Source organism: Bacillus sp. FJAT-27445 (genome assembly GCF_001510665.1).
Taxonomy (GTDB): Bacteria; Bacillota; Bacilli; order Bacillales; family Cytobacillaceae; genus Bacillus_D.
Window position 1 is genome coordinate 334764 of sequence record NZ_LMTI01000001.1, and the last position, 21418, is coordinate 356181.

23 protein-coding genes and 1 riboswitch are annotated in these 21418 nt (G+C 37.9%); of the genes, 18 read left to right on the top strand and 5 right to left on the bottom strand.

Features of this window, described 5'->3' with window-relative positions; translation table 11 throughout:
- Nucleotides 1–73 precede the first annotated feature (73 nt).
- From AR337_RS01600 to AR337_RS01650, 11 genes are all read left to right on the top strand, one after another.
- Nucleotides 74–1345, top strand: a complete 1272-nt coding sequence (locus AR337_RS01600; RefSeq protein ID WP_253701434.1) for an ankyrin repeat domain-containing protein — start codon at nucleotides 74–76, stop codon at nucleotides 1343–1345.
- Between the two features lie 25 nt (nucleotides 1346–1370).
- Nucleotides 1371–2321: a carbamate kinase gene (arcC, locus tag AR337_RS01605; RefSeq protein ID WP_082686795.1), complete on the top strand. Its 951-nt coding sequence runs from the start codon at nucleotides 1371–1373 to the stop codon at nucleotides 2319–2321.
- Nucleotides 2322–2633: 312 nt separating this feature from the next.
- Nucleotides 2634–3284: a transcriptional regulator gene (locus tag AR337_RS01610; protein ID WP_059170257.1), complete on the top strand. Its 651-nt coding sequence runs from the start codon at nucleotides 2634–2636 to the stop codon at nucleotides 3282–3284.
- Nucleotides 3285–3294: 10 nt separating this feature from the next.
- Nucleotides 3295–3669, top strand: a complete 375-nt coding sequence (locus AR337_RS01615) for a RidA family protein (RefSeq protein ID WP_059170258.1) — start codon at nucleotides 3295–3297, stop codon at nucleotides 3667–3669.
- A gap of 73 nt (nucleotides 3670–3742) precedes the next feature.
- Nucleotides 3743–4846, top strand: a complete 1104-nt coding sequence (locus AR337_RS01620; protein ID WP_059170259.1) for a threonine synthase — start codon at nucleotides 3743–3745, stop codon at nucleotides 4844–4846.
- Between the two features lie 585 nt (nucleotides 4847–5431).
- Nucleotides 5432–6634 (top strand): CPBP family intramembrane glutamic endopeptidase, encoded by a 1203-nt coding sequence (locus AR337_RS01625; protein ID WP_059170260.1) that lies wholly within the window; start codon nucleotides 5432–5434, stop codon nucleotides 6632–6634.
- 496 nt (nucleotides 6635–7130) lie between these two features.
- Nucleotides 7131–7574 (top strand): hypothetical protein, encoded by a 444-nt coding sequence (locus tag AR337_RS01630; protein WP_059170261.1) that lies wholly within the window; start codon nucleotides 7131–7133, stop codon nucleotides 7572–7574.
- Between the two features lie 122 nt (nucleotides 7575–7696).
- Nucleotides 7697–8242, top strand: a complete 546-nt coding sequence (locus tag AR337_RS01635; RefSeq protein ID WP_059170262.1) for a hypothetical protein — start codon at nucleotides 7697–7699, stop codon at nucleotides 8240–8242.
- Between the two features lie 291 nt (nucleotides 8243–8533).
- Nucleotides 8534–8980, top strand: a complete 447-nt coding sequence (locus AR337_RS01640; RefSeq protein WP_059170263.1) for a hypothetical protein — start codon at nucleotides 8534–8536, stop codon at nucleotides 8978–8980.
- A 1-nt stretch (nucleotide 8981) separates the two neighbouring features.
- The gene (locus AR337_RS01645; protein ID WP_059170264.1) at nucleotides 8982–9206 is read left to right on the top strand and encodes a helix-turn-helix transcriptional regulator; all 225 of its coding nucleotides are present in this window, start codon (nucleotides 8982–8984) and stop codon (nucleotides 9204–9206) included.
- 295 nt (nucleotides 9207–9501) lie between these two features.
- The gene (locus AR337_RS01650; RefSeq protein WP_059170265.1) at nucleotides 9502–10455 is read left to right on the top strand and encodes an NAD(P)-dependent alcohol dehydrogenase; all 954 of its coding nucleotides are present in this window, start codon (nucleotides 9502–9504) and stop codon (nucleotides 10453–10455) included.
- A 331-nt stretch (nucleotides 10456–10786) separates the two neighbouring features.
- Here the strand turns inward: AR337_RS01650 and AR337_RS01655 are convergent, their stop codons facing one another.
- From AR337_RS01655 to AR337_RS01670, 4 genes are all read right to left on the bottom strand, one after another.
- Nucleotides 10787–11860 carry an iron-containing alcohol dehydrogenase family protein gene (locus AR337_RS01655; protein WP_059170266.1) on the bottom strand — a complete coding sequence of 358 codons (1074 nt, stop codon included), beginning with the start codon at nucleotides 11858–11860 and terminating at the stop codon, nucleotides 10787–10789.
- Nucleotides 11861–11996: 136 nt separating this feature from the next.
- Entirely contained in the window at nucleotides 11997–12836 is an 840-nt protein-coding gene (locus tag AR337_RS01660) for a MetQ/NlpA family ABC transporter substrate-binding protein (RefSeq protein WP_059170267.1), read from the bottom strand.
- A 62-nt stretch (nucleotides 12837–12898) separates the two neighbouring features.
- Complete coding sequence (locus AR337_RS01665) at nucleotides 12899–13561, bottom strand: methionine ABC transporter permease (protein WP_059170268.1); 663 nt, start codon at nucleotides 13559–13561, stop codon at nucleotides 12899–12901.
- Entirely contained in the window at nucleotides 13554–14564 is a 1011-nt protein-coding gene (locus AR337_RS01670; protein WP_059170269.1) for a methionine ABC transporter ATP-binding protein, read from the bottom strand. The genes AR337_RS01665 and AR337_RS01670 overlap by 8 nt, the downstream gene beginning before the upstream one ends.
- Before the next feature lie 92 nt (nucleotides 14565–14656).
- Nucleotides 14657–14763, bottom strand: a riboswitch (SAM riboswitch).
- A 320-nt stretch (nucleotides 14764–15083) separates the two neighbouring features.
- Between AR337_RS01670 and AR337_RS01675 the strand changes: the two genes are divergently transcribed.
- The 4 genes from AR337_RS01675 to AR337_RS01690 all read left to right on the top strand — a co-directional run bounded on the left by AR337_RS01675 (nucleotide 15084) and on the right by AR337_RS01690 (nucleotide 18130).
- Nucleotides 15084–15551: a hypothetical protein gene (locus AR337_RS01675; protein WP_059170270.1), complete on the top strand. Its 468-nt coding sequence runs from the start codon at nucleotides 15084–15086 to the stop codon at nucleotides 15549–15551.
- A gap of 75 nt (nucleotides 15552–15626) precedes the next feature.
- Nucleotides 15627–16544 carry a DUF3885 domain-containing protein gene (locus AR337_RS01680; RefSeq protein WP_059170271.1) on the top strand — a complete coding sequence of 306 codons (918 nt, stop codon included), beginning with the start codon at nucleotides 15627–15629 and terminating at the stop codon, nucleotides 16542–16544.
- A gap of 155 nt (nucleotides 16545–16699) precedes the next feature.
- Nucleotides 16700–17443 (top strand): hypothetical protein, encoded by a 744-nt coding sequence (locus AR337_RS01685; protein ID WP_059170272.1) that lies wholly within the window; start codon nucleotides 16700–16702, stop codon nucleotides 17441–17443.
- 135 nt (nucleotides 17444–17578) lie between these two features.
- Nucleotides 17579–18130: an RDD family protein gene (locus tag AR337_RS01690; RefSeq protein ID WP_253701437.1), complete on the top strand. Its 552-nt coding sequence runs from the start codon at nucleotides 17579–17581 to the stop codon at nucleotides 18128–18130.
- A 312-nt stretch (nucleotides 18131–18442) separates the two neighbouring features.
- Here the strand turns inward: AR337_RS01690 and AR337_RS01695 are convergent, their stop codons facing one another.
- Nucleotides 18443–18976 carry a helix-turn-helix domain-containing protein gene (locus tag AR337_RS01695; protein WP_059170273.1) on the bottom strand — a complete coding sequence of 178 codons (534 nt, stop codon included), beginning with the start codon at nucleotides 18974–18976 and terminating at the stop codon, nucleotides 18443–18445.
- A 198-nt stretch (nucleotides 18977–19174) separates the two neighbouring features.
- On the opposite strand from AR337_RS01695, the gene AR337_RS01700 reads away from it, so the two are divergent.
- Genes AR337_RS01700 through AR337_RS01710 form a run of 3 tightly spaced genes read left to right on the top strand, consistent with a single transcriptional unit; the run spans nucleotide 19175 to nucleotide 21403 of the window.
- Nucleotides 19175–19819, top strand: coding sequence for an alpha/beta hydrolase (locus AR337_RS01700; RefSeq protein WP_059170274.1), 645 nt, complete (start codon nucleotides 19175–19177; stop codon nucleotides 19817–19819).
- A gap of 25 nt (nucleotides 19820–19844) precedes the next feature.
- A complete protein-coding gene (locus tag AR337_RS01705; protein ID WP_059170275.1) occupies nucleotides 19845–20624 on the top strand; it encodes a class III extradiol ring-cleavage dioxygenase in 780 nt (259 codons plus the stop codon).
- Nucleotides 20624–21403 (top strand): 2-keto-4-pentenoate hydratase, encoded by a 780-nt coding sequence (locus AR337_RS01710; protein ID WP_059170276.1) that lies wholly within the window; start codon nucleotides 20624–20626, stop codon nucleotides 21401–21403. The genes AR337_RS01705 and AR337_RS01710 overlap by 1 nt, the downstream gene beginning before the upstream one ends.
- Nucleotides 21404–21418: the final 15 nt, after the last annotated feature.

Here is a 21418-nt window from a genome sequence, read left to right on the forward strand (position 1 = left end):
GGAGGGCGCCGACTCCAGCGGGATGCAGCGGCAAGTTGGAGACCCCACAGGCGCATGCGCCGAGGAGGCTCCAATGACGCCCCGCGGAAAGCGTGTGCCCGCAGTGGAAATCAACAGACAAATTAAAAGGATATTAGGAACGCAACCTGGTGATTTCAAGTTCATAAAAGAGGAGTTAAGGATAGTGACCATGAAAAACCTAAATCTTATTGAGGCTAGTGAACAAGGAAATTTAGATGCGGTCCGCCAACTTTTAGCAGAAGGGGCGGATGTAGGCTTTAAAGATGCTGATGGCAGAACGGCACTAATGGCAGCGACTCAAAAAAATCAAATTGAGATCGTTAAGGTGCTTTTAGAAGCTGGAAGTGATGTAAACACAAGAGATATCACTCTTTTGACACCATTTATTTGTTCGGGCGCTAACGGTTTTCACGAAATATTAAGCCTAATGTTGAACTATGGAGCTGATTTAAAGAGTGTCAATCGATTCGGCGGAACAGCTTTATTGCCTTCGAGTGAAAAAGGCTACTTAAAAACAGTCCAAAGATGTTTGGATGCTGGAATTCCAGTGAACCATGCTAACGATTTAGGATGGTCTGCGTTACTGGAAGCGGTGATTTTAGGAAATGGCGGGCGCTTGTATTCCGACCTAATTGAATTGCTGGTTGAAGCAGGAGCGGATGTAAACTTGCCAGACCGGGACGGGAAGTCTTCGCTTCAGCATGCAATTGAATTAAAGCAAGAGAAGGTCGTACGAATTTTAAAAAAGGAATATGTTGAAAGCAATGAAACGATCAAGCAAGCAAAATCGTTAGCTCGAGCTGATCAATATGAGAAAGCAATCAAGTTAATCGATATAGCGCTTGAAAGCGATCCGGAAAACCTTGATTTAATCTACTATAAAGGCCATTTCCTCCAGGAATTAAAGAGATACGAAGAAGCACTGGAACAGTATCAAAAGGCATTGGCCATCAATCCGAATGACCTCGATTTCTATTTCTACACAGCTAATTGCTTGCGGCTGATGAATATGCCAGGGGAAGCATTGGCGGAATACGATAAAGCGGTTTCCTTAGATTCGAATGAAACGTTCTATTTATACCATAAATCGAACTATTTAAGAGAGCTTGGCAGACATGAGGATGCGGTGCAGGCAATGAACCGGTTATTGGCAATGCAGCCAAATCGCTATGATTTCTCATTCCATAAAGCCAATAGCTTAAGATCTTTAGGAAGACATGAAGAAGCGATTGAGGCCATTGAGAACGCAATAAAAAATGACCCAGCCAATCCTCTATACCATACTCATAAGCAAAAATCGCTGGAATTACTGGGAAAAGAATAGGTTCAAACAAGCGGGAGGATAAACAGTGGAAAAAGTAATGATCGTTGCCATTGGAGGCAATTCATTGGTTCGTGATAATGGACGTGATTCTGTACAAGACCAATATGAAGCGGTAGTAGAAACAGCTGTTAATATCGCGGACATGGTGGAACAAGGCTATAATGTGGTCGTTACTCACGGCAACGGCCCACAAGTAGGATTTGCGCTTAGAAGAGCCGAAATTGCGAATGAAGTAGCGGGCATGCCGGAAGTTCCGCTTGTCAATTGTGGTGCTGATACGCAAGGGGGAATTGGTTACCAAATTCAACAAGCCTTAACGAATGAGTTTGCTCAAAGGGGCATCAACAAAAAAGTAGCTACTGTGATTACTCAGGTAGAAGTAAGTAAAGATGACCCGAATTTTAAAAGTCCAACAAAACCAGTCGGATCATTTTTCACCTTAGAACAAGCCGAAGAAATGAAGAAACTACATCCAAACTGGATTTTCATCGAGGATTCCGGCCGTGGATACAGGCGGGTTGTTCCATCTCCAAAGCCAATTGATATTGTTGAAAAAGAAGCGATTAAAACATTGATCAATGCTGGGTTTGTCGTTATTGCTGTTGGCGGTGGCGGAATTCCAGTTATTAAAACGGATGCTAACACATATCAGGGTATTGATGCTGTCATTGATAAAGACTTTGCTACCAGCCTTTTGGCAGAGCAAATTCATGCGGATGCATTAATCATTACAACTGGCGTATCAAGAGTTTGCATCAACTTCGGTAAACCGAATCAAAAAGCACTAGAAAAAATAACAGTAGAAGAAACAAAACAATATGTTGCAGAAGGCCACTTCCCGCCAGGAAGCATGCTTCCAAAAATTGAAGCAAGCTTAAGCTTTTTAGAGAACAATGGCACAAGGGTTATTATCACAAATCCTGAAAGCTTAAAAGCTGCCATTAAAGAAGAAGCTGGTACGCATATTATTGGATGATAAGAATTTTCATCCTTATTGTACAAATTGCCTAAAGGAAACCCTTTATTTTCGGTTAGTCTGAACAACCACTCGATTTAGGCAAATTATACAATGATAATAGATTTACTCTAAATGAATATAAATTTTTCTGTCCGGCTCTATTTGATTAGAGCCGGATTTATTTTATTACTATAAGGGTTGTTTTTTTTGTAGATTGGCAAGTCCCTGAAAGAGATTTTTTTAAAAAAATATAAAAAAGTATACATATTGCTTTTTTTATATAAAAAAATATATATTAAAAGTGACTATTAAAAAATGAGGTAATTAGGAATGGAAGAAAGTAAGCAAGTACTAGAAAGTTTTATTCCCTTAGCAAAATCTACGGCAAAAATGTTTGGAACGAACTGTGAAGTCGTTATTCATGATTTGACCAACCCTCGAAGCTCGGTAATGTTTACAGTAAATAACCATGTTACAGGAAGAGAAATCGGTCAATCATTTGATCACCTAGTAAAGACGGTATTGCGTTCGGAAGACTTTAAAGAAGATTATCTTGCAGGTTATACATTTGTAACAGAAGATAGGCGTACTATTCGTTCTTCAACTACATTAATTCGTGATTCCAAGCAAAAAGTGGTTGGTGCTTTCTGCATTAATTTTGATGTTGAAGCACTGAAGCAAATGCAGCAATTTATGAATACCTTTCTTTCAGCACCAGTTGAAGTTCAAGCAGTCGAAGAAAAATCAGATGATGATATTGAAAATGTTGAAGGAATAGTGGATCAATTGATTCAACAAATCATTCAAAACAGTGTACAGCCAAACATGAAACGCCATGAAAAGATTGAATTAATACGATTTATGGACGAAAAAGGCATTTTTTTAATGAAAGGATCTGTTGAGAAAGTCGCTTCTTTATTAGGCATTTCCAAAGTAACAGTTTACAGCTATTTGGATGAAATCAAAAATAAATCAAGTTAAGGAGATTGAAATGAAAAGCATCTTTGAAGCAGGAAATTTAAAATCAAATGGACACTATGCGTTAGCAACAGTCCATCAGGACACTGTCTATGTATCAGGGCAATTTGCGTTTAATCCAGAAACCGGTGAAAAGAAATTTGGCACCATCGAAGATGAAACATTACAAGCACTTAAAAATGTGGAAATGATTATAGGAGAGGCTGGAAGTAGAAAAGAGCAGATTTTGCGTATGACGTTATATATTCCAGATGTGAAATTATGGGAAAAAGTAGATGCTGTTTACCAGGGATTTTTCGGTGAACATAAACCAGCTCGTACCGTTGTACCAACTAATGAATTGCATTTTGGATTCAAAATTGAAATTGATGCCATTGCGTATATTTAGTTATATTTTTTTGCTTGTTTTATATAAAAAAGTCTTATTTCTATAATAAATTATTTGAAAGGATTGATAAACGATGGAACAATTTATTTGCAACAGTTGCGGTAAAAAGCATGATATTACCCCAACTATATGGAAATGTGAGTGTGGCGGAGTATTAAATATCGTAAAAGAAATCCCAAAAATCGATGCTGCATCATGGAATAACTATCCAAACTCATTATGGCGTTATTTTGAAACGATGCCATTCGCAAAAGATTCTAAGACATGGGAATCCGTGACAATGGGTGAAGGCCAATCACCTTTAATCGTTCTTGATCCTTTAGAGCCAAATACATATGTAAAAGTTGATTATATGATGCCTACACTATCCTTTAAAGATCGAGGAGCCGCTGTTTTGATGGCGAAGGCGAAAGAATTAGGGGTTTCAAAGGTGATTGCTGATAGTAGTGGCAATGCAGGGACGGCGATTGCGGCCTATGCAGCACGTTGTAATATTGCATGTGATATTTATCTAAGTGATGAAACTTCACCGAAAAAGATCGCTCAAATAAAAGCACATGGAGCAACGATTAAAGAAATTCATGGTACGCGAGAGGACATTGCAGCTGCGGCACAAAAGGCAGTAGACGAAGAAAAGGTTTTTTACGCAAGTCATGTGTTTAATCCATACTTTTATGAAGGAACGAAAACGTACGCTTATGAAATTTACGAGCAATTAAAAGGAGCGCCAGATGCCTTAATCATCCCAGTTGGTAATGGTACACTCGTACTTGGGGCGTACTATGGTTTCAAAGAGTTATTTGAAAACAGATTAATAGAAAAAATGCCTAAGATTGTTGCAATCCAAGCCGCCAACTGCGCACCTCTTATGAGTGCATATGAAAATGGGCTGGAAATAGCAGAACCTGTAACCAATAAAGGTACTTTAGCAGAAGGTATTGCCATTGCAGCCCCAGCACGCTCAGGACAAATTTTAGAGGCTGTACGTGAAACAAATGGTTTATTTATTGACATTAAAGAGGATGAAATTCTGAGTGCACGGGCAATGCTAGCCGATAAAGGTTTCTATGTTGAAGTCACAACAGCTGCAAACTATGCAGGTTATTTAAAATATAAGAAGGCACCAGATGAAAAAATTATCATACCTCTTTGTGGTGCTGGAATTAAATCAAAATAACTGTGGAAAGAACAGTCTCATCCTGCTCAGTTAAGATATGTAATCGGTTCAATGCTAGTTGGAAAAGCGGCTTATAAAAGACGTAGGATCAACATGTAACGGGTTCGGTTTTCGAGTACAAAAATTTAATTCGCACATAAAAACGCAGTCCAATTCAGTTGCGAATTGGACTGCGTTTTTGTTTATATATCAAGGTTTTCTATGTATTTAATGGTGTATTTGCACTGAAATTCGCACCCCTTTTAACAAGCTTGACAAAAGTTATTATCAACGTGCGAATTCTTATGCTAATTACTAAACGAATTGGTATGTGAAAATGATAAAAAGGTTTTTGGATATTTATGTTAAAATGATAATGGAGCTTATTCAACATAAGGGAGGTTAGTTTGAGAAAGTTTTAATAGAAACATGGAAGTAAGAATGTGGGTTTATTTGGCTGTACCAACGTTTATTATAGGAATCATCATTATAGATTATGGTGAATGAAATGTAATTATTAGACAGCTCAATTTGATATTTTATTACTAATTGGAATAATTTAGTGGGATAATATTAATTATTAAGGATTTAAGGGGAATCTGTAAATTGAGAAATGTTTATTGGGTTTTGGCAGGTATTTTAGTATCTCTATTGACAAATGCTTTTGTTTTAGAAACGACTATCTTTAAACAAAATAATGAAATTAGCCACGAATTAATCTTCATGTGTATTGGATTATATTTATTATATTTCCATTTTACTGAAAGACTAAAAGGCTTTATTTTATTCACTTTTCCAATTATCTTATTCTGTTTAACACCTACGATTTCAGCCATGTTGGGCAATTTTTTTAAGGAGAATTCTATTTTATTTTCCATTTTCTCAATCTCCCTAGCTTGTATTTTATGGAGTTTCATTCTTTTAAAATTAACAGGTAAAGTTACGTTTAATCAAAAAGCAAGCAATAAAAGTGTTATAGTGTCACTGTCGTCCATTGTTCTTCTATTTATTTTTCTAATTCTATTATTAAATACATATAAGTTACCAATTATAAATGCAGCCCAAATATTACAGGAATATTCACACGGTTTTTTAACTTTTAATTTAGTAATGAATGTAAGCTTGTTTCTGATCGTTTCATTTTTATTATTCTTAATCACCCCGTCTCGTTTATTCAAGAGGGTGATTTATGAGGTAGTCGATTTAGATAAAATAAAAGTAGGATTTGTCTATTTATTAATCATTTATTTATTTTCTAATGGTTTTGTTTTTGGTTTAGAACTGCTTTCAAACCAATCCTTTTCCATCTTAACAGAAGAAAAAGGTGTTTTAAATTTAGTTGGTTCATTTGTAGGGTTATTTTTTGGGGTCGCACTCTTTGAGGAAGCAATGTTTAGACTTATTTTACCCGTTCTGCTTGTAATACTATTAAGAAATTACTTTAAAAAAAAGCATTCCATCTTTATCGCTATATTAATAAGCTCGATATTATTCGCTTTTGTTCATGCAATAACGGGTTTTGGTAGCTTTGACCAATTAGATTATGCACAGGCTATTTCTCGTCTTATTGGGTTATTTTTATCAGGGCAAATATTTATTTATCTATATATAGTAACAAAAAACTTATGGATACCCATTATAGTACATGCATTACATGATTATGGACTCCTATTATTTAATTTTTCTAATTATTCATTTGTAAATGTCGTTTGGGTAATGGTGTTTACATCCATTATTCTAATTCAGCACGGAAGTGAAAATGCAATTAATAAAGAACATACGGGGCAGGAATCTATAATAAGACTTTAAAAATATGGCTGAAACCATCCATTTTGTGGAATATAATGTAAGTGTGGGGGAGGGTATGTTTTATTCAACGCTATAATAACTTATTAAAGGGAGATGGGAGGAGATTTTATGAGTTTTATGAAGCTATTCCATATTGGATATTTCGTATTTCTAATTGCTATGGCTTTCGTTTATTTTTTTGTTCCAAACGATTATGCGTGGATAGCTATTGTGATTCTATGTTTACTTTTTGGTGTATATCAAATGATTGTTAGATATCGGCTAAGACGAAAACAAGTGTAATTTAATTGCTTTAATCTAAAAGAATAAGATGGAACGCCAAATGTTGTGAAAGTCGCACGTTGGGCGTGTAGCGGGGAAAAGATGGAGATTTCTAAAGGGTCGATGTTCCAGGAAGGCTATCCGCATTTTTTGTTGAATTCCCTGTTGAGCTAAAGGGGAGATTAGTTTAACAAAACGAATGTAAAAGTATTAAAGGGGGGAGCTGACTCAATAAATGATTAATAATTTTAGGACAATGTTAATAAAATATTTAGCATTTTTATTAATTGCAATTATCCTTGCTTATGTTTCATATTTTATTGTACATAAATTGTCATTTTTACCAAATGGATATGATATTGAAGCAGTGCAAAAAGATAAAGTATCGCTAAAATCATTTAATCTGTTAGGGGGTGAAAAGGATATAATAACTAAATCCTTTTCTGGAAATGACACGTGGAAGATAGATGATATTCAGTATCAAGTAAATAGACAAAAAAATTCCTTTTGGATGCTGTTTTCGTCCAGTACTATATCACTATTTTTGTTAGTTTATAAGGTTCGTAACGGACTGAAATTTTGGAAAGCGATCTTTGAAAGTAATATTATTTTCTCTATTTTATTGCCACTACCTCCTCTTATTAACACATTGAATTACATACATAATTTAATTTCCTGATTATTCAATAGGTGCGGTGATCCAGGAAGGATTTCCGCTCTTTTTTGTTGAATGCCTTATTGAACAAACGGGGGTGGGGAATCCAAGAAAGTTAATAAAAAAATAATGGAGAAAGAGATAATATGGGGAAACGTACAAAAACAATCTCAATTTTGGCCATCTTAATTATTTTTATATATGCAATATTTGCAATTAATGAGGAAGTAAGTCTCAGCTCTAAAACGGTCGATGAAGCTTTTGAAAAATTTATAAATAGCGAATTTATGGCTGAAGTTGCCAAAAATAAAATTGGCGATAAAGAATTTTACCGAATTGGTAATTATACATTTGTACCATTTGAAGTTGATAATAATGTTTCATTACTACAGTTTGAAAAAGGGATATTTGGTTGGAAACAAACATATTTTTCTCACGGTGAAAATGGAGGCTATTCATATTCAAGTGTTGTTGATGTCTTAAATGGTGATATTCTTTTATATGGTGTCATACCAAAAGATATAGTTACTGAAACGAAGACCATAAAAGTCAATGGAATAGATGCAGATATTATTATGCTCAATGATAAAACTGGAATTTGGATATTGATAAAAAATAATAGTCAAAAAAACTTCGCTAACATAACTATAAACTTTTTAGATAATGTAGGAAATATAATCGGTAAAATGTAAATACAAATATCAAATCTAAAAGTAGTTACTATAATTGTGAAATAAATTAAAGGTGGGATGATCCAGGAAGGTTTAGGCACCTTTTTTGTCCTATTAAATAAACGGGAGTTTAGGCGAGCCTCTTTAAAGGAGTTCGCTTTTTTCTTTTTCAGCTACCGTGCCAGGGAGTGGAATAAGAAATTCAGAAACAAATAGTAAAGTGGTGCGAAAAATGATGTAAAATAAATTTGACATAGTGTCTATAATGAATTACATTATGTATATAAAACTTTACTTTAAGGGGGGGAGACTATGACTTATCAAGAGAAAAAAAGCATCGTGTCTTTGTTTAGTGTAATAGTTATTTTTGGATCTTTTTGTTTGTACATGTATCCGCAGTTTCCCAAAAATGGACTGGAATCACTTGAAACCTTTCGTTTTTGGGGGTCTTTTGTCTTTAGCTTAATTTTAGTTTCAATTATTGCCAACATTATAATCAATATCGTTTTTAACATTGCGTTTAGAATTACGACAGGAGAAAAGGAACCAACATTTGAGGATGAACTGGATAACATCATTAATTTAAGAGCAACAAGAAATTCATTTTTTGTTTTTATCCTAGGGTTTCTTCTAGCAATGGGATCTCTTATCATCTTTCAGCCGTCACAAATGATGTTTATTATTCTAATCATTTCAGGATTTATGTCAGATGTGACTGGCTCTATTACAAGACTGTATCATTATAGGAAAGGAGTTTAATATGGGTAGAAATCTTGTCGGCAACCACATTAGAAAATTAAGATTTAACCATGAAGAAATGACCCAGCAGCAATTAGCTGACAAGGTAGGCGTAACAAGGCAAACTATTGTTGCTCTTGAGAAGGGTAACTATTCCCCATCTTTAGAACTGGCTTTTCGCATTGCACACTCCTTTGACTTACCTTTGGAAGAAGTATTTTTTTATGGAGACAACTTAGAACAGTAGGAACTAGACAGTTCGCGGATTGAATTTATATATTTTGTCTTGAACCTGTATTTTTTTCAGATAAAAATTTGTAACCGTAAAGCCACCTACGTAGCAGATAAACAAGATCGAAATCATTTTGTAAAGTATGACTATGACTTTTCGATTGTAAAGTTTTAAATGAATCTGCACTTACCTCCCATTTTTAGAAGATTATCAACAAGATATCAAGTAAACACCTTATAAGGCGGGTTCAATTTTATTGTTAAGGCTTAAAGATATCTATCAATTTGATAATTATTAGGAGGTTAAACAGTTGAAAGCAGCAATTTTTAAATCTTATGGTTCCCCTGAAGTAATGGAGATTAGGGATGTTGATAAGCCGTTCATCAAAGATGAAGATAGGGTATTAATTAAAGTGGTCTCAGCCTCAGTAAATCAATATGACAATCTATTTCGAAAAGGCTATTTTCCTACCAGATTAGGGAATGGTCTTACAAAGCCAAAAGTACAAATTTTGGGAATAGACGTTGCGGGTTCGGTTGAAGCCGTAGGTAAAAATGTACAAAAATTTAAGATTGGTGATCATGTTTTTGGAAGTTGTGTCGGCTCCCATGCTGAATATGTCTGCCCAAGACAAAATTTTATAACCATTATGCCAAATAACTCAACTTTTGAAGAGGCAGCTGCAATACCATGTGCTGCACAGACTGCCCTACAAGCATTGCGAGATGTAGGGAAGATAAAAACAGGCGATAAGGTTTTAATCTATGGTGCATCAGGCGGAGTGGGGCACTTTGCTGTTCAGCTTGCTGTGTATTTTGGAGCTGAAGTAACTGCAGTTTGTAGTACCTCGAATATTGAGTGGGTTAAAAATTTAGGTGCTCATCATGTAATTGATTATACTCAAGAAGATTTCGCTCACAACGGAAAAAAATATGATGTAATACTGGATGCTGTCGGAAAGAGGACCTTTTTCAGTTGTTTGCGTTCTCTAACCGAAAACGGTATTTATATAACAGAACACCCACTCTACCCCAAGTATCATCCAATTCAATTGATGATAGGCTCTATCATAGGTAGTAAGAAGGCTAAGATCCATCTTGCAAAACCTAATGACAGTGACTTGGACCTATTAAGAGTGATTATGGAAAAAGAAAAATTAAGACCTATAATTGAAAAGTGCTTTCCCTTAAATGAAATTGTAGAGGCTCATAGGCACGTTGAAAGTGGACGGACAAAGGGGAAGGTTGTTCTCAAAATAGAGTAAAATTATTCCAATCCGGATTAACTATTGATAAAAATTCTCATAAATTAAACAGATAAATAATATAGAACCAATTTAAGAACTGGTGCAAGAGGTGAAGATTCATTGAGCTTCAGCTCTTTTTGTTTTTGTGATAAAGGAGCAGTATTCCCTAAAATATTTAAAGTGAGAACCACAATAAGATTAAGAATTACACTTAAAGTAACGGGTGCTAATCTTCAATAAGTAATTAAAATAAGGACCCCAATCGGGTCCTTGTTTTATGTCATTTATCAACAATATTATTTAACATAGCTAAAGAAAAAAGCACCCCAAATCAGAAGGGTGCCAAAGTTTATTTTTCTACTATCATCTCAAGCTCCAGTATTGATTTCACGAGGATTTCTGGAGTTAGAGGAATGTCCATAAAATGAATTGATTCGTTTGGAGCCAGGGCATTCGCAGCAATAACTGCGGGAGCACTTTCGGGGGAAAGTACGCCGAGACTATTCAGGCTGAATGGCAACCCGGTTATTTTATAAAAAGGAAGTAATTCTAGAACTTCTTCTTTCCTCCCCTCGAGCATTAACTGTACAAGTATCCCGTAAGCGACTTTATCCCCATGAAGGATCTGATGGGTTTCCGGTAAGTGGGTGAGAGCGTTATGGATGGAATGGGCTCCGGCAATCCTTCCGAAATGGTCGCCAAATCCTCCTACCATTCCGCCTGCCATAATAATCGTTTCGCAGACCTTTACAAGCTCCGGGGTGATTCTTCCCGATACTGCGTCTTCAAGTGCCTGATGCCCAAAGGCAAGTAAGTTCGTTTTGCATAGATAGGCTGATTCTCTGGCAATTTGCATTGGTACGGTCCAATTTTCAACTTGTTTGAGCAAAACATCTGCTTCATACCATTTTGCAAGAGTATCGCCGATCCCGGCACGAAGATAAGCAGGAGGGGAGGCTGCCAGGATTTCCGGCTCCACAAGAACGGCCATGGCGCTTCCTTTAAAAATTGAATAGTAAAGGAATCTGCCGTCATTGGCGTAAATCACACTTAATGGTGTCCAGGCTGCACACGTTGAAGCAAGAGTGGGAATTAAAATAAATGGAACTGAAACAATATCTCCGGCCGCTTTTACCAGATCAAGTACTTTCCCGCCGCCAATTGCGATGATTGCGTCATGGCCCCCGTTCTTTATGAGCCTGCCAATCCTTTCGATTTCTTCATTCGAACACTCCCCGTAATAGGTTTCAAGTCGGGCAACGATATCTTTTGGAAAAAAAGATTTTGCTGCGTTCCACGAGTTTCTTCCAGTCAGCAAAAGAGGCTTCCGTATTCCATGGTTGGTAAGAATCCCGGGGAGCGTATCAAGAATCCCGGACTCGCACGCATAATAATTCGGCGCCCCGCGAATTTCAAGTCTCATCCTGCTCATCTCCTTATAATTAAAGCCAGCCCTTTAAAGGGTGCTGGCTTTTTTAACGATTTTTTTCAAAAAGATTGTTGTACCTCTTTAGGCGCTCGTTTTCCGTTAGGCGGGTACTGAGTGCCAAACGTGTTTCTTAGCGGTTTATCATCCATTCAGGCTTGCCGAAACCTTGGAAGTCACTGTCGATTGTCTTTTCGAAGTCCTCTGATTCAACCGCGGACTTGATATCTTTTGCAAATTGGGATTCAAGGTCCTTTGTTTTTACGACAACGCGGTTCCGGTAATCATCTGGCATTTCCTCCAGCTGTAGCGCGTCAAGAAGGTTCATCTTTGCGGCAAGGGCGAAGTTGCCTGGTACAAGTGAAAGATCTACGCTTTCAACAGAACGCGGAAGCTGAGCTGCCTCGATCGGAGTGAACTTAAGCTTCTTTGGGTTATCCTTAACATCCTTTTCAGACGCTGTCAGTGGATCAATTGAAGAGTCAATTGTTATTAATTTGGCGTCTTGAAGTACGCCCAGTGCTCGGGCAAGGTTTGTCGGGTCATTAGGCAGGGCAACAGTGCTGCCGTCTGCTACTTCTTCAATTGATTTGAATTTCGTTGAGAAAATTCCCATAGGAGCGGTTGGAACGATTACAAGTTCAGAAAGCTCCAGATTGTTTTGTTTAGCGAAGTTATCCATATAGATTTTGTGCTGGAACAGGTTTGCGTCGATATCGCCATTGCCAAGGGCAAGGTTGGGCTGGACGTAGTCGCTGAATTCAACAACTTCAACTTTGTAGCCTTTCTTCTCAAGTACAGGCTTGATGGCTTTTGTCGCCATATCACTGTATGGGCCGGCAGTGGCGCCGATTTTAATCTCTTTCTTTTCCGCCTTTTCCCCGTCTTTGGAGGAAGATTGTCCGGAATCACCACAAGCAGCCAGGGCGCCAAGGCTTAATACTAGAATAAGAGCAAGCAAAACTTTTTTCATTTCGAAATCTCCTTTGATGTTTTTATTTATTTTGAAAAGCAATGTGCTTTTTCAAAAGCGGGTTAACGTTTGTCGACTTTCCGGCTGATCGCATCGCCGGATAACTGGATAATCTGGACAAGGCAAATGAGGACAACGATTGTCACAAGCATGACAGTGTTGTCATAGCGGTAATAGCCAAAGCGGATTGCTAGGTCGCCAATACCGCCGCCGCCGACAATGCCGGCCATCGCCGAAAAGCCGATTAATGAAATAGTTGTAAGTGTTACGCCCTGGATAATCCCGGGCCGAGCCTCTGACAGGAGGACATCCTTGATAATCATCCATGGAGTCGCCCCGACCGCGACTGCGGCCTCGATGATTCCCTTATCAATTTCTCTTAGGGAGGTTTCTACCAATCTCGCAAAAAACGGAATCGCGGCAACCGATAGTGAAACGCTTGCGGCAATCGGGCCGATCGTTGTGCCGGTAATCAATTTGGTCAGCGGCAAAAGGCTGACAAGCAGAATGATGAACGGAATGGAGCGAACCATATTGACCAGAAACCCCAGAATTGTTTTCACTGGCCTGTTTTCAAGAAATAATCCTTTGTCCAAAACAAACAGCAGCACACCAAGCGGCAGGCCTGTGAAAAGCGCTACTCCAAGTGAGATGAGGACCATTTGGACCGTCTGGAAAAATGCCTTATTAAGGTCAGGGAGCATAAGTTGAATTGTTTCAAGCATGTGCAACCACCTCCACGTTATTTGTCCTGTCGATGAGGTAGGAAATGGCCTTATCGATTTCTGTCTTCTCGCCTGACAATTCCATAATGAAAATCCCAAGGGGAATCGATTGAATATACTCGATTTTCCCATGAAGGATATTGCCTTTCACCCTGAATTGCTGGAGTACATCCGATACAATGCCTTCCTCGGCCGCGCTGCCCTTGAAGGTAATTTTGATGACAGTACCATGGCGCCTTGCCAAAAGGTGTTCCGGCAGCTCAAAGTGGAGGACGCTGTTGATGAAAGCCTTTGTCAGTGGCTGCCTTGGATTTGCGAATATATCATAAACCTGGCCTTCTTCGATGATTTTTCCGTCTTGCATAACTGCAATCCGGTCACAGATTTCCTTTACAACATCCATTTCGTGGGTGATTAGGACAATGGTGAGGCCAAGCTCCTGGTTGATTTTTTTCAAAAGAGAAAGGATTGACTTCGTCGTGCTCGGGTCCAGCGCAGAAGTGGCTTCATCGCACAAAAGGACATTTGGGTCATTGGCGAGGGCCCTTGCAATTCCAACACGCTGCTTTTGGCCGCCGCTCAGCTGTGCCGGATAGACATCCCGCTTATCGGAGAGCCCGACTAGTTCGAGCAGCTCGGTCACCCGCTTTTCAATCTGTGAACTGTTTTTTCCTCCGGCTTTAAGCGCAAACGCAATATTATCGAATACCGTCTTTGAAGAGACGAGGTAAAAGTGCTGAAAAATCATCCCGATTTTTTGCCGAGCCTCACGTAGCTGCCTACTAGGAAGGGAGGTAAGCTTAACCCCATCGATTGTAATCTCTCCCGAGGTGGGTTTTTCCAGCAGGTTTAGGCAACGGATTAATGAGCTTTTTCCTGCCCCGCTATAACCTACTATCCCGAAGATTTCACCTTTTTTAATTTCTAATGAAACATTGTCGACGCCTGTAACGGTTCCCTTTCTCGTTTTATACACTTTGACAACTTTATCGATAACAATCATGGAAATCCCCCTGGTTGGTTCAAATTACATTATTTCGACATAATAAAAAGCCTCTTTCATTCAGAAAGAGACATCGTAAACAAATTGTTAACGGCTTATCTTCCAGAATGAATCCATTCTGCAGGAAGTGGCACCGTACCCAAAATTGGTGGTTGCCGGACGTCATAGGGCCTGATCCCTCGGTCTCTCTTGATAAGTGTTTATGTATGAAATTAATAATCCTTATCATAATCCTTGAAAAATAGGCTGTCAACAGCCAAATTCCATAGATTTTTCCTGGTAACGCTTACAATGTTGTCAATTAAGGAAATTATCGAAAAATACTTTTTGTGAGATTACACTTGATATTTTACAAAGAGGTTCAGACTGGAGAGGATATCCGGTAAGACTGGTATACTGCCAGAGGCAAATTGAGAGAATCAGGCTTACATCCTATATGGTTAGTTGTTGTGAAATATTTCCTCTTTTTGTTTACTTTTTATTTTAAAAACCGTCTAATTGAGAAAGGGGGCGTTTGTTTTGAAAATTAGAATTTTATTTTTATTGGCTTTTTCTTTGTTTTTAATGGCCGGCTGTACGAATGTAAACCAAGGAAACAGGACAATAGAAAAAGAATTTTATAATATGGAAGCATTCATTCATGTTAACGGAAAGGAATATGAAATAACAAGAGGTGGGTTTGAGTGGGCAACTAAGTTGAGGTCAGGGGTAACCAGGGTTATCAAGACTGATCACGCATCTCCATATCAAATGTCTTCAAGCATTGATACAATCAATTTAAAACCAAATCAAAACGTAAAGGTTTTAATCGAAGGTGACCCACAAATCGATTTATATTTATGGACTGAAAGTGGAAGAGAGAAAAAATATCCATTAAGTCAAAATCAATTTGTTACCCCTGCGAATAAGGGTGAATACATCTTTGAAGTTTTTTCAAAATGGAAAAATGGCGAGGCATCCTATACATTTGTGGTGGAAATACAGTAACCACTTTGAGACTGGGTGGAAGATAGTAAATTTACCGCTTATTGCACGGTATTACGTATTACAAGGAGCTTAATAATGATACGGTTCGACCGGTTAATAAAAGAACCAAACTATTGGATTCGTTTTGAATTAGGGCTTGCAGAGTTAGAAGGCGATGAATATTTCCAGGAAGTTTATAACAGGATATTCTCGATCTTTGATTCCCTTTTTAATGAGAATGATACGATTATGCTAATTGCAACAGTTAATCAGCATATTGAATACAAAGGATATCATTTACCTAAGATTCATCGTTTTATTAAAAATAAAAAAATGTTATATGGCTTAAACTCCAAAACAGTTCCTTATATGTATGATGAAGAGGATCCCGACTGGAAAACTATTCAATATAGTTTAAAGTTAAAAAAAGAAGACATACGTTTAGGATATCTTTTTCAAGCGATTGGGAATAAGGACTTTGGCAGAAAGCCACGAATTAACGGAAATTTATACTTGCTAAATTTAACAAGGAATACCATATTGCACATGTATGATGACCGCGGCTGTGATGTAAATAGTTTAGAGAAAGAAAACCTCCTGCCGATCTATCATAAGTTTAGAAAGTGGATTCTAGACTATAATCGGATACAAATTGATCATATGTTTGAAGAAGGATTATTTGGTTACTCTGAAACCTTTAAGGAATTGGAAAACAGGCTTAAAACGAATGAACAGAAAGTAAAAGAAACAAAAATCAATTTATTTGGATCCAATACTTGCGAAATCACTCATCAACTGGAAATTCCAAAAGAAATTGCAGATGAGTGTGTGGATGAGATGAGACAAACAGGATTTGCTATTGAAATTGATACGGATCATTATGACTACATTGTTCTTAAGGCTATAAAAACCGAGGCTTTGGCACTTATTGATTATCAATCAGAACTTATGTCTTTGTATTCAAAGAAATATAACGGAAAGTATAAAGGGTGGTCTGTGAAAAGGGCCTTTTAATTGTTTTGTATTTACTGGAAGTTGATGGAATTGACTGTTCGGAAGTAGTCCGGATTTTAGTAAGAACGAGAGGTGTTGTACTAAATAATTTCAAACTGAATCCATCCCTATGTATTGATACATAGAAAAGTCCTTGATAGAGGAGGGATACTATTATGAGGCTAATAAAAGTTATTCTGGCATCAGTCATTTTATCTCTAATTATTTCACTATTTGGTTCGCTAATAAATTTCACCCCAGTAACACAAAGAGAGCCCGATGTTTACTATTTTTCAATTGGGGAAAGGTTCATCTTTGGATTTTTTTACATCACGCCATTTTTGGTCATATTGAATTTACTGGCCTTTATTATCTATTTATTAATTGAAAAGATACCCCGTTTCTCAAATTTTTTTAAGGTATTCAAGGTGGTTTTAAGTATAGTAATAGCAACTTCTATAACATCGCTAACCCTTTTTTTTATTGATAAAAACAATGAAACCGACGATATTTACTTGATACCTCAAGGGTTTGAGGGAGATGTTTATGCTATTTACAACGTTAAAGGAGCGCCGAGGGTTGAAACTGAGGATGGATATGAAGTCCATGTTATTAATGAAGCAGGATATTTCTTAACATCGAAACCTAATATGGACTATGGGACTGTAACAGATAAATACTTTTATGTGGATGAACAAGGTAATCGAACCCCTATAAGCAATAAATGTGTTAGCTTATTCGGTACCGGCGGATTTTCAACAACTGTAGGTCACGAAAAAATCGATCTTCATTATACTGGGTTCAAGCTAACAAAAGATAGTTGTAGCCAGGAATTTATGACGGAAGCTCATGGTACGGGAGAAAATGCAGATAACATCATCCATGAAATAGTGAAGGATTACTACGGGGTTGAACTATAAATCAACAAGAGCGCAAGTATTGAACACCGATGGACTATTTAGTCAATTATTCTTAATCTTAAATCAGTTAGAGGGAAAGTTCGGTTAACGAAAATTAGGATTTTTATGGTTAAATATTTGGAAAGGAGTTGTTTTATGGGAGATTATGAAACGGAAATAGAGGAGCCGATCAGTATGTCTTATGCAGCATTTAAAATCCGTATGTATGCTTTCTTATTAGATTATCTTGTTATCGTTATATACGGTATTTTTGTTGTAGGTACCATATCTTTGGTATTTCGATCATATATGAATCCCTTATTTTCAAGTTCCCCAGTAACAGCTGAACTGACAGGTTTTTTTATGATGACATTGCCGGTTTCGCTTTATTTCATTTTATGTGAATGTTCTAAATGGCAGGGAACATTGGGAAAGAGAAAAATGGGCATACGTGTTGTTGACGGTGTTGGTAAGCGTATTGGAATCGGTCGCTCAGCCCTTCGAACAGCTATTAAGTTTCTTCCTTGGGAGGTAGCCCACTTCGGTATATGGCGATTAATGCTTCCATCTGACTTTTCTGAGACTACCGTTTATGTGATCTTAAACGCTGTCAATCTTGCAATATTATTATATCTAATAATTCCTCTCACTAATAAAAATAGGAAAAATGTATATGACTGGATAGCAGGAACGGAAGTAGTTCGTTAAACTACGATAAGGTACTTAGTTAGCTAATGCTTTCGTTCAATTAGGGTAAGCATGCTCTATGACTATAATAAAATTGTCAATCTTCCATAATCGGGCGCATGTGGATTAAGGGCAATAAAGCAATACAAAAAGATACCGGGCCTTTTCAGAAACTGAAAAGCCCGGCATCTTTATTTTTCACCCATATCAGCCTGATGAAATGAAGGTCATTATTTGGATAGTTTTAACCTCGTTCCAATAGGAATCCCGTATTTTCACAGATCTAGTTGTCGTTTTTCTCGATGTTGCCGGCGGCTCCAACAGGGGATCATCTTATTCCGACGCTTGTGTATAAACAGCAATTAACACTGATGCAACATCATCTCCAATATTTTTTACAAAATGAGGGACGCTTGCGCACCAGCTAAAAGTGTCTCCTTCCTCGACGATATAGGATTCTTCTCCTTGTTCAGCGAGAACTTTTCCCTTAAGGACCAAATGGCATTCTTCACCTTCATGTGCATTTTTGCCCCCAGTAGAAGCGCCGGGTGGGAATTCGACCACTCGTATGCTTAATCCTCCCCTTGATGCTAAATGCTCTACCTTTATGTCGGACTCATTCGAAGTCATTAGTTGTCGTTCATTTTTCCTAATGACCATCATCTGCTCGTCTTTTTCTAAAAGAAGATACGGCAATGGTACTTTTAAAAAGTTAGCTATAGTTTGTAATGTATTTATTGATGGAGAAGTGTTATTGTTTTCAACATTGCTTATAAATCCCTTCGAAAGCCCCGTTCCCTCGCATATTTGGGCGATCGTTATGTTCTTTCTCTTTCTTATAGTACGGATTTTGGAACCGATATCCATTCCTTTCACCCCTAAAAGTTTCTTAATAGTAAACTTAATTTCATATTAACAAAAAAATCGTTGACATGCCATAATTACCTTTGGTATTGTATTGGAGAACAAAGATTCATATGGGTAAACTTTTTTGAGGCCACAAAATTTTACTATGAATTGTTTTTTGTTTTTATCATCATGTTAAATACAAGGAGGTGTTGGCTATTGGAAACAGAGATGATTTATGAACTTCGCCGACCAAGGAACGTTGTTCAAGGCGAAAAATATCCTGCACTATTTGTTATGCATGGGATAGGAAGCAATGAACAAAACATGCTCTCTTTAGTAGAAGGATTGGATGATCGCTTCTATATCTTTAGTGTTAGGGGCCATCTGTCTCACGGACCTGGTTTTGCTTATTTTACGATTCAGGGGTACGGCAAACCACACCGGGAAGTTTTTGACGAAGGAATCAATAAATTATCAGCCTTTATTGATTATGCTTCCGAAAAGTACCCACTGGACTCTAACAAAGTTTACTTAATGGGCTTTAGCCAGGGAGCAATTGTTTCTATGACATTGGCACTTACTCTTGGAAACAAAATTAGGGGTGCGGTAGCTCTTAGTGGCTATATTCCTCAATTTGTTAAAGAAGAATACACGATAAATCCGGGCAATCAGTTATCTTTGTTTATTTCACACGGGGAATACGACCAGGTTCTGCCGTATGAATGGGGCAAAGAGAATGTAGACTACTTTACTCAGCTAGGGGTGCCAGTTACGTTTAAAACTTATCCGGAAGGGCACACAGTAACCTTGGGAAATTTACAAGATTTTCAATCATGGATTTTGAATGATTTACAAAGATAACTTGTAAAAGATAGGAGGGAAATGAATGCTGCCATCATTATTTATCGCTCATGGTGCGCCATTGCTTGCAATTGAGAATAACGATTACACGAATTTTTTAAATCAATTGGGCGAGAACCTTCCCCGTCCAAAAGCGATCGTATTGTTTTCTGCCCATTGGGAATCCAGGGTTCAACAGGTGAGCCGGGTCGATCAATATAGCACGATATATGATTTCGGCGGTTTTGATCCATCTCTTTACACGATCAAGTACCCTGCCCGCGGGAGCAACGAAATCGCGGGGAAAATAGAGGATCTATTTTCTGAAAATGGAATTTCCTTTGAAAGTGATACAACTCGCGGTCTCGATCATGGGGCATGGGTGGTACTTCGTATGCTTTATCCGAATGCGGACATTCCGGTAATTGCAATGTCGGTGAATCCGGCTCTTACCCCGAATGAGCAGTATAAAGTTGGGGCGGCTTTATCCGGTTTAAGGGAAAAGGATGTCTTGATTATCGGAAGCGGAGGAACCGTCCACAACTTAGGAGCTTTAAAGTGGGCTGATAACGGAAGCGCTGATTCATGGGCACTCGAATTTGATGATTGGCTAGCAGTCAACCTTCAAAATTGGGATCTAGAATCACTGTTTAACTATGATTCACTTGCTCCTAATGCGTCTATAGCTGTCCCGCCGTACGGGAATGAGCATTTTGTTCCAATCTTTTATGCAATGGGAGCGGCTGACAATGAGCCAAAGGCGACGTTGCTTCACCGCAGCTATCGATATGGAAATCTAAGCCACAGTGTTTGGCAATTTGGTTGATGAAAACAGTGGCTTTAACTGACATAGCTAATGAAATTTACCGCCATCAAAAGAGTGCTGTCGAAATGGACAGAATCTCATCACGGTACCCAGGTATTACGATTGAGGATGCTTATAAAATCCAGGAAATTATTATGGATAAGGAATTGCAGGATGGTGGCCATTTTGCTGGTTGGAAAATGGGGCTGACAAGTGTCGCAAAGCAACAATCAGTTGGCGTCAATCAAACTATTTTCGGGAGATTGCTCGAGTCTATGAGGATGTCCAAGGAAGAACTTTCTTTGGAAGACTTGATTCATCCCAGAGTGGAGCCCGAATTTGCTTTAATAATCAACAAAAAACTTGAGGGAAATAACATCACCGAACAAGATGTCTATCAGGCTACAGAGGGCATAATTTTGGCAGTAGAGGTAACTGACAGCCGCTATAAGGATTTTTCTTTTAACCTAATTGATGTGGTTGCCGATAATGCTTCAAGTGCAAAGTTTTTCACTTTGGAACAAATGTATCACCCTAACCAGTTTCAGTGGGAAAACATCAAGGTCCAAATGAAATTGAACGGTAAAGTCGTTCAAGAAGGAAAAGGTTCAGACGTAATGGGACATCCTGTACGTTCAGTAGTTGAATTGGTTAAAATGCTGCATTCCTATGGGCTTAGTATTGAACCTGGGATGATTGTATTAACCGGTGCTCTAACGGAGGCAGTTCATGTTTTAAGTGGTGATTCCATTGAGGTTGAATTTGAGCAATTAGGTAAAATTGCTCTAACTGTAAGTTAACAGGGAGAAGTAACG

Coding starts and splice junctions, on each gene's coding strand:
- AR337_RS01600 (WP_253701434.1), top strand. CDS start 74: ATGACGCCCCGCGGAAAGCGTGTGCCCGCAGTGGAAATCAACAGACAA.
- AR337_RS01610 (WP_059170257.1), top strand. CDS start 2,634: ATGGAAGAAAGTAAGCAAGTACTAGAAAGTTTTATTCCCTTAGCAAAA.
- AR337_RS01615 (WP_059170258.1), top strand. CDS start 3,295: ATGAAAAGCATCTTTGAAGCAGGAAATTTAAAATCAAATGGACACTAT.
- AR337_RS01620 (WP_059170259.1), top strand. CDS start 3,743: ATGGAACAATTTATTTGCAACAGTTGCGGTAAAAAGCATGATATTACC.
- AR337_RS01630 (WP_059170261.1), top strand. CDS start 7,131: ATGATTAATAATTTTAGGACAATGTTAATAAAATATTTAGCATTTTTA.
- AR337_RS01635 (WP_059170262.1), top strand. CDS start 7,697: ATGGGGAAACGTACAAAAACAATCTCAATTTTGGCCATCTTAATTATT.
- AR337_RS01640 (WP_059170263.1), top strand. CDS start 8,534: ATGACTTATCAAGAGAAAAAAAGCATCGTGTCTTTGTTTAGTGTAATA.
- AR337_RS01645 (WP_059170264.1), top strand. CDS start 8,982: ATGGGTAGAAATCTTGTCGGCAACCACATTAGAAAATTAAGATTTAAC.
- AR337_RS01655 (WP_059170266.1), bottom strand. CDS start 11,860: ATGAGACTTGAAATTCGCGGGGCGCCGAATTATTATGCGTGCGAGTCC.
- AR337_RS01660 (WP_059170267.1), bottom strand. CDS start 12,836: ATGAAAAAAGTTTTGCTTGCTCTTATTCTAGTATTAAGCCTTGGCGCC.
- AR337_RS01665 (WP_059170268.1), bottom strand. CDS start 13,561: ATGCTTGAAACAATTCAACTTATGCTCCCTGACCTTAATAAGGCATTT.
- AR337_RS01670 (WP_059170269.1), bottom strand. CDS start 14,564: ATGATTGTTATCGATAAAGTTGTCAAAGTGTATAAAACGAGAAAGGGA.
- AR337_RS01680 (WP_059170271.1), top strand. CDS start 15,627: ATGATACGGTTCGACCGGTTAATAAAAGAACCAAACTATTGGATTCGT.
- AR337_RS01685 (WP_059170272.1), top strand. CDS start 16,700: ATGAGGCTAATAAAAGTTATTCTGGCATCAGTCATTTTATCTCTAATT.
- AR337_RS01690 (WP_253701437.1), top strand. CDS start 17,579: ATGGGAGATTATGAAACGGAAATAGAGGAGCCGATCAGTATGTCTTAT.
- AR337_RS01695 (WP_059170273.1), bottom strand. CDS start 18,976: ATGGATATCGGTTCCAAAATCCGTACTATAAGAAAGAGAAAGAACATA.
- AR337_RS01705 (WP_059170275.1), top strand. CDS start 19,845: ATGCTGCCATCATTATTTATCGCTCATGGTGCGCCATTGCTTGCAATT.
- AR337_RS01710 (WP_059170276.1), top strand. CDS start 20,624: ATGAAAACAGTGGCTTTAACTGACATAGCTAATGAAATTTACCGCCAT.